Source organism: Wolbachia endosymbiont of Drosophila leontia (assembly GCF_028981785.1).
GTDB classification, from domain to species: Bacteria; Pseudomonadota; Alphaproteobacteria; order Rickettsiales; family Anaplasmataceae; genus Wolbachia; species Wolbachia pipientis.
This window is the reverse complement of the sequence record NZ_JAPQLK010000030.1, coordinates 1-4827: the sequence shown is the minus strand read 5'-3', so window position 1 is coordinate 4827 and position 4827 is coordinate 1. Positions and strand designations below refer to the sequence as shown.

Genomic DNA, 4827 nt, shown 5'->3' with positions numbered 1-4827 from the left:
CTTTCGTTGTATTGCCAAAGAGATGGGTTGTTGAGCGATCTTTTGCCTGGTTAGAAAAATGTAGAAGATTGTGGAAAAATTGCGAACGTAAACTCAACACCAGCTTGCAAATGATTGTCCTTTCCTTCATTTCTCTCCTATTACGAAGATTTTAAACAGGTTCTTATACGCTTGGTTTTGTAGGTATTTTCATGGGACTAGTGAGTGTAGTGACACCATTTTTAAATGAACGTATTAAAAACTTTTGGTTTAGTATGCCAAATTTTTATTATTTATTTTCTATTCCATTACTCACATCTTGGCTATTTTTCATGCTGTGGTTTGATCTTCAGAATACTAAACGGGAGTACCGTCCATTCTTTCTCAGTATTGCTATTTTTTTTATGGGATATTTAGGTTTAGGAATTAGTATCTACCCATGGATTATACCTTTTCAATATACCATTCTGGATGCAGCTGCTTCTGGGCCAAGTTTATCTTTAATGCTCATTGTTATAATACCGCTTTTACCAATCATTTTAACTTACACTGGTTATTGCTATTATGTCTTTCGTGGAAAATCAAATTATGAACACACATATTAAGGAGTTAGTGACCTTACGGTTAAAACGTTACCCTTAAATCAAGCAGTCGTTCTGGCAATGGCGTCAACTTAAGAGCCTTCATTAGCAAATCCTCCTATGGATTTTCTGACTTCTTGTCATATAAGTAGCTTGACGCTGACATTCAGTTTTCTTTATAATTTTCTTTGTGAAAGAACAAAAATGCTTATTTGTAACGATAGCTGGCTTACCAAATGCTGGGAAGTCTACATTAATTAACAGCATCATAGGCAAGAAAATTGCAATTGTCACCCCTAAAGTGCAAACAACAAGGACGCAAATAAGGGGTGTTGCAACGTGCAACAACACACAAATTGTTTTTACTGACTCCCCAGGAATTTTCTCAGCAGAAACAAAACTTGAAAAAGCTTTAGTCAAATCTGCATGGTCGGCAGTTAAGGATAGTGACATCACTTTGTTGCTTGTTGATGTAAGCAATTATTTGAAAAATATAGAAAGAATTAAGACTATATTTATGCGGCTGCAGCGCACAAAAGGCAGATGCATTTTGGTTATCAATAAAACTGATTTGGTAAAAGGGCCTGAATTAAAGATGGCGCATGAGCATCTGAATTTGCTTTATAAATTTGAAAAGGTTTTTATGATATCAGCATTAAAGAATGATGGACTTTCTGATTTGATGAATTACTTGTCTGAAGTTGCATCGGTGAGCCCCTGGTTTTATGAAGAAGATCAAATAACCGATTCCTCGACAAATTTTTCATCAGCAGAAATTACGAGAGAAAAATTATTCTTGAACTTGCGTGAAGAATTGCCATACTCTACAGCTGTTATAACTGAACAATTTGAGGAAAAAAAGGATAAGAGTTTAGTCATCAAACAGATCATATTTGTGTTGAAAGATAGTCATAAAAAAATAGTGCTAGGAAAAGGTGGCAGTAATATTAAAAAAATTAATATCGAAGCGCGTGCTGAACTAGAAAAATTATTTGAGTGCAAGGTACACCTCTTTTTATTTGTGAAAGTGCGACCTTGGATCGACCGTCCGGAGGAGTATATAGGCAATGCTTAATTCTTTATTGGTATTTGATATTGAAACTATACCAGATGTAAATTCCTGCAAAAATTTACTCAATATTAGTGATGATAGTAGTGTAGAAGAGAAGAGGGATGCATTAACAAAATATCATCTTGAAATAACAAACGGGCAAAACTCTTTTCTGCGTCAGCCTTTTCACCTTGTTGTAGTTATTAGTTTTTTACTTTGCAATATAGGCTACCAGAGTGGTTATGAGGTGTTCACACTGCAAGAAATAAGATCTGGAGGCACACTAAATTCCAGTGAAAAGGAGCTAGTGAAAGGATTTTTTAACTACATATCAGAGAAAAAGCCAAGATTAGTTTCGTTCAACGGACGCACTTTTGATATACCAGTGCTGAAGTATCGTGCTATGGTCCATGGCATTCAAGCAGAATATTTTCATAAAGCTGGCGATAAGTGGAATAGTTACAATCAGAGATATAGCAGTGATTGGCATTGTGATTTGCTTGAATCCCTCTCTGATTTTGGAGCTTCTGCGAGAGTAAAAATGAACGAAGTTTGTGCAGCATTTAATCTTCCTGGTAAGATTGGAGCTGATGGGTCACAAGTTATGGGCTTATACGATAGCGGCAAGATACAAGAGATTCGAGATTATTGTGAAACAGATGTAATTAACACTTATTTGATTTACTTAAGGTTCATGCATCATCAGGGAAGGATTACTACTGAAAGCTACAACAAAAGTGTGGAAGAGCTACTTTTAGAGTGCGAAAAAAAAGAATACCTAAAGAAATTTAAAGAAGAATGGCAAATAACTTGTGGTGGAAAAATTTTACTTCCATAGAATAAATAGTCGAGTTATGATGCACTAGCAAGCGAACCTCTGTACTAGATTTTGGTTAATATACACGTTGAGCATATTAAGAAAGTTGCTTTTAAGGTATTGCATTTTACTTTTATTTTCGTTATAAGGTTGCTTTAAGTTGAATTTTCAACATTTTTATACTATTTACATTTAAGATATGATTTCGAAATTTTTTGGGGGCACTTCATGAAAAAGTCTATGTATACTAGAACTGCTCTAGTTTCTTTATTAACTTTATGTTCTTTCAGCAGTTTTGCAGCTGACTTTCCTGATGAGAGTATGAAGGAAATAAAAAAGCAAGAGAGCACAAAAACTTCTGGAAAAACAGAAGTTATGAAAACATCAAATAAAAAACTGAAAGAAAAGATGGACAGAATATGTAATGCTGATCCAAGAAAAAAAGCTGAAGAGCTTAAGAAAAAAGAGGAGATCAGGCTAGCAAATGAGAAAAAAGCAAAGCTTATAGAGGATTCAAAAGCGAAAGCTCTAAACGCTAAGAATTCTAATATAGAAAAAGGTAAAGTTTCAAAAACTAAGCGTTCTAAAACTAAGAATGCTAAAGTTGAAGCTAAAGATGTAAAGAAGGATATAAAAGTTGTTAACAAAAATACAGAGGAAAAAGGTAAGGCAAGTCCTGTTGTTTCAGTTGGTGGAGTTGATATTATCGATACCAATCAAGGGCAAAGTAATTTAAGAATAACTTTTGGTGGTGTTGTTGATGCTCAAGGTTATGGCAAAGCTGGACCAAGTGGCGCAAATTATAAACGTTATAACGTTATGCCAAACAGATCTACAGAGTATTATAATGCCACTCCAGATATAACAAAAGGAGCAAATCCAATATTCTATGAAGGAATAGGAAATATTGGTGATTACAGCAACGATATGGGTATGATTGCTGATGCAATATTGCACCTCAGAGCAGAAAATAAGAATGAAGATTTAGGTCTTCTTTATGGTGCTGACGTGCAGTTTCATGTTCCAGTGACCGAAGGTAAGGGAGCTTCACAGGGTGTTTGTGCTGCAAAAGGCAGAAGTGCGCATGTGTTTGTTAACTCAAAATATGGTGACGTGAAGCTTGGTTACCAATTTGGTCCTGAGGCTCTGATGAGGCTTGATGCAACAAGAATTGCGACTGTTGACGGAGCTGCAGATAGTGACTGGTTCAGAAAAGTGAACTTAGAAGGAAGCGCTGCTAGCTTTCCATTTTATGTAACACCACGTCTTTACACTGAAAGTTTTTCGAGTGAAAGTGAAAAATTCTCTTTCCGTATGGCAGGGAAATATAACAAAGGCGTTATGACTACACTGCCGTTTAGAGTTGCTTACTACTCACCAAATTATATGGGCGCAAGATTTGGTATCAGCTACTCACCTCGTTATGATAGTGGTTTGTTTACTGTAAAAGAAACAGTTTCAGAAGATAAAGGCGGTAAGATAGAACATAAGGAAACGATAAAGCATGTCGGCCCAGACTATGAGCACATAGTAAGTGCTGGTGCATCATATGAATATGACTTTGATAAACATAACATAAAAGTTAAAACTTCTGCAGTTGGTGAATATGGCTTTCCAAAGCGACCAAGTAAAGATAAGCATCTTTATAAGGAATTTGTGGAGTATAATGACCTGATGGGTGTTAATTTTGGTGTAAGCGCTGATTATAAGATTAATGAAGATCAAGGCGTAAAGTTTGCTGCCTCTTTTGCATACTTGGGCAAATCTGGTCAACCGAAGGGTATTAAAAAATTAATTGGTGATACCTATACGGAAATTGATAGTAAAGATGCTACTGATGGCAAAAGAGTGGAAGGGCTGAAAGCGCAATTTGGTAAAGATAGTATAGATACCATGTATTGGACTGTAGGAGCTGGGTATCAACATGAGAATATCTACACAAGTTTGACGTATTTTGGCAGCAGAATGAATGACAAAGATACGCTTCATGATGGTGCACTTGGCGTTCAATATGATCTGTCTCCTGCATGCAGTAAGAACAAATTTGTTCCTTACGCAGCTCTCCATTATTTTATGACTAACGAAACAGGTAAGCTGAAAGATGAGTCTGATGCTGATGTACCTTCTAACCAAGGAATTCTCCTTCTTACTGGTGTGAAGTTTTCTTTCTAACCAGCCAGTACACACCACAGTTAACTGTGGTGTATTCTTGTCTGTTAGTGTTTATTTGTCGATCAAATAAACATATGGTGTCCTCTCTCCTTTCATCCCAGTGCGTGACACACAACTGTACGGACATTGTGATTTGAGGACACTCCACCAAGGAGGATGTCATCCCAGTGCCCAGACACTGGGATGGCTTTGTTGCATCGCTAGCTATGATGGATTAAAGATAAAAA

Annotated in this window: 5 protein-coding genes; all 5 read left to right on the top strand. The window is 36.3% G+C overall.

Annotated elements, in window-relative coordinates:
* Positions 1–155 (top strand): transposase (locus tag OZD63_RS00930; RefSeq protein ID WP_275007855.1); only part of this gene is annotated, 155 nt, incomplete at its 5' end.
* Positions 156–191: 36 nt separating this feature from the next.
* Positions 192–584: a cytochrome d ubiquinol oxidase subunit II gene (locus OZD63_RS00925; RefSeq protein WP_274979479.1), complete on the top strand. Its 393-nt coding sequence runs from the start codon at positions 192–194 to the stop codon at positions 582–584.
* Between the two features lie 166 nt (positions 585–750).
* Positions 751–1635, top strand: coding sequence for a GTPase Era (gene era, locus OZD63_RS00920; protein WP_274979478.1), 885 nt, complete (start codon positions 751–753; stop codon positions 1633–1635).
* Positions 1628–2449, top strand: a complete 822-nt coding sequence (locus OZD63_RS00915) for a 3'-5' exonuclease (protein ID WP_275007853.1) — start codon at positions 1628–1630, stop codon at positions 2447–2449. The genes era and OZD63_RS00915 overlap by 8 nt, the downstream gene beginning before the upstream one ends.
* Positions 2450–2656: 207 nt before the next feature.
* Positions 2657–4600, top strand: coding sequence for a WD0745 family porin (locus tag OZD63_RS00910; RefSeq protein ID WP_274979476.1), 1944 nt, complete (start codon positions 2657–2659; stop codon positions 4598–4600).
* Positions 4601–4827: the final 227 nt, after the last annotated feature.

Bases quoted from the DNA above. Each gene is read 5' to 3' on its own strand.
- OZD63_RS00925 (WP_274979479.1), top strand. From the start codon at position 192: ATGGGACTAGTGAGTGTAGTGACACCATTTTTAAATGAACGTATTAAA.
- OZD63_RS00915 (WP_275007853.1), top strand. From the start codon at position 1,628: ATGCTTAATTCTTTATTGGTATTTGATATTGAAACTATACCAGATGTA.
- OZD63_RS00910 (WP_274979476.1), top strand. From the start codon at position 2,657: ATGAAAAAGTCTATGTATACTAGAACTGCTCTAGTTTCTTTATTAACT.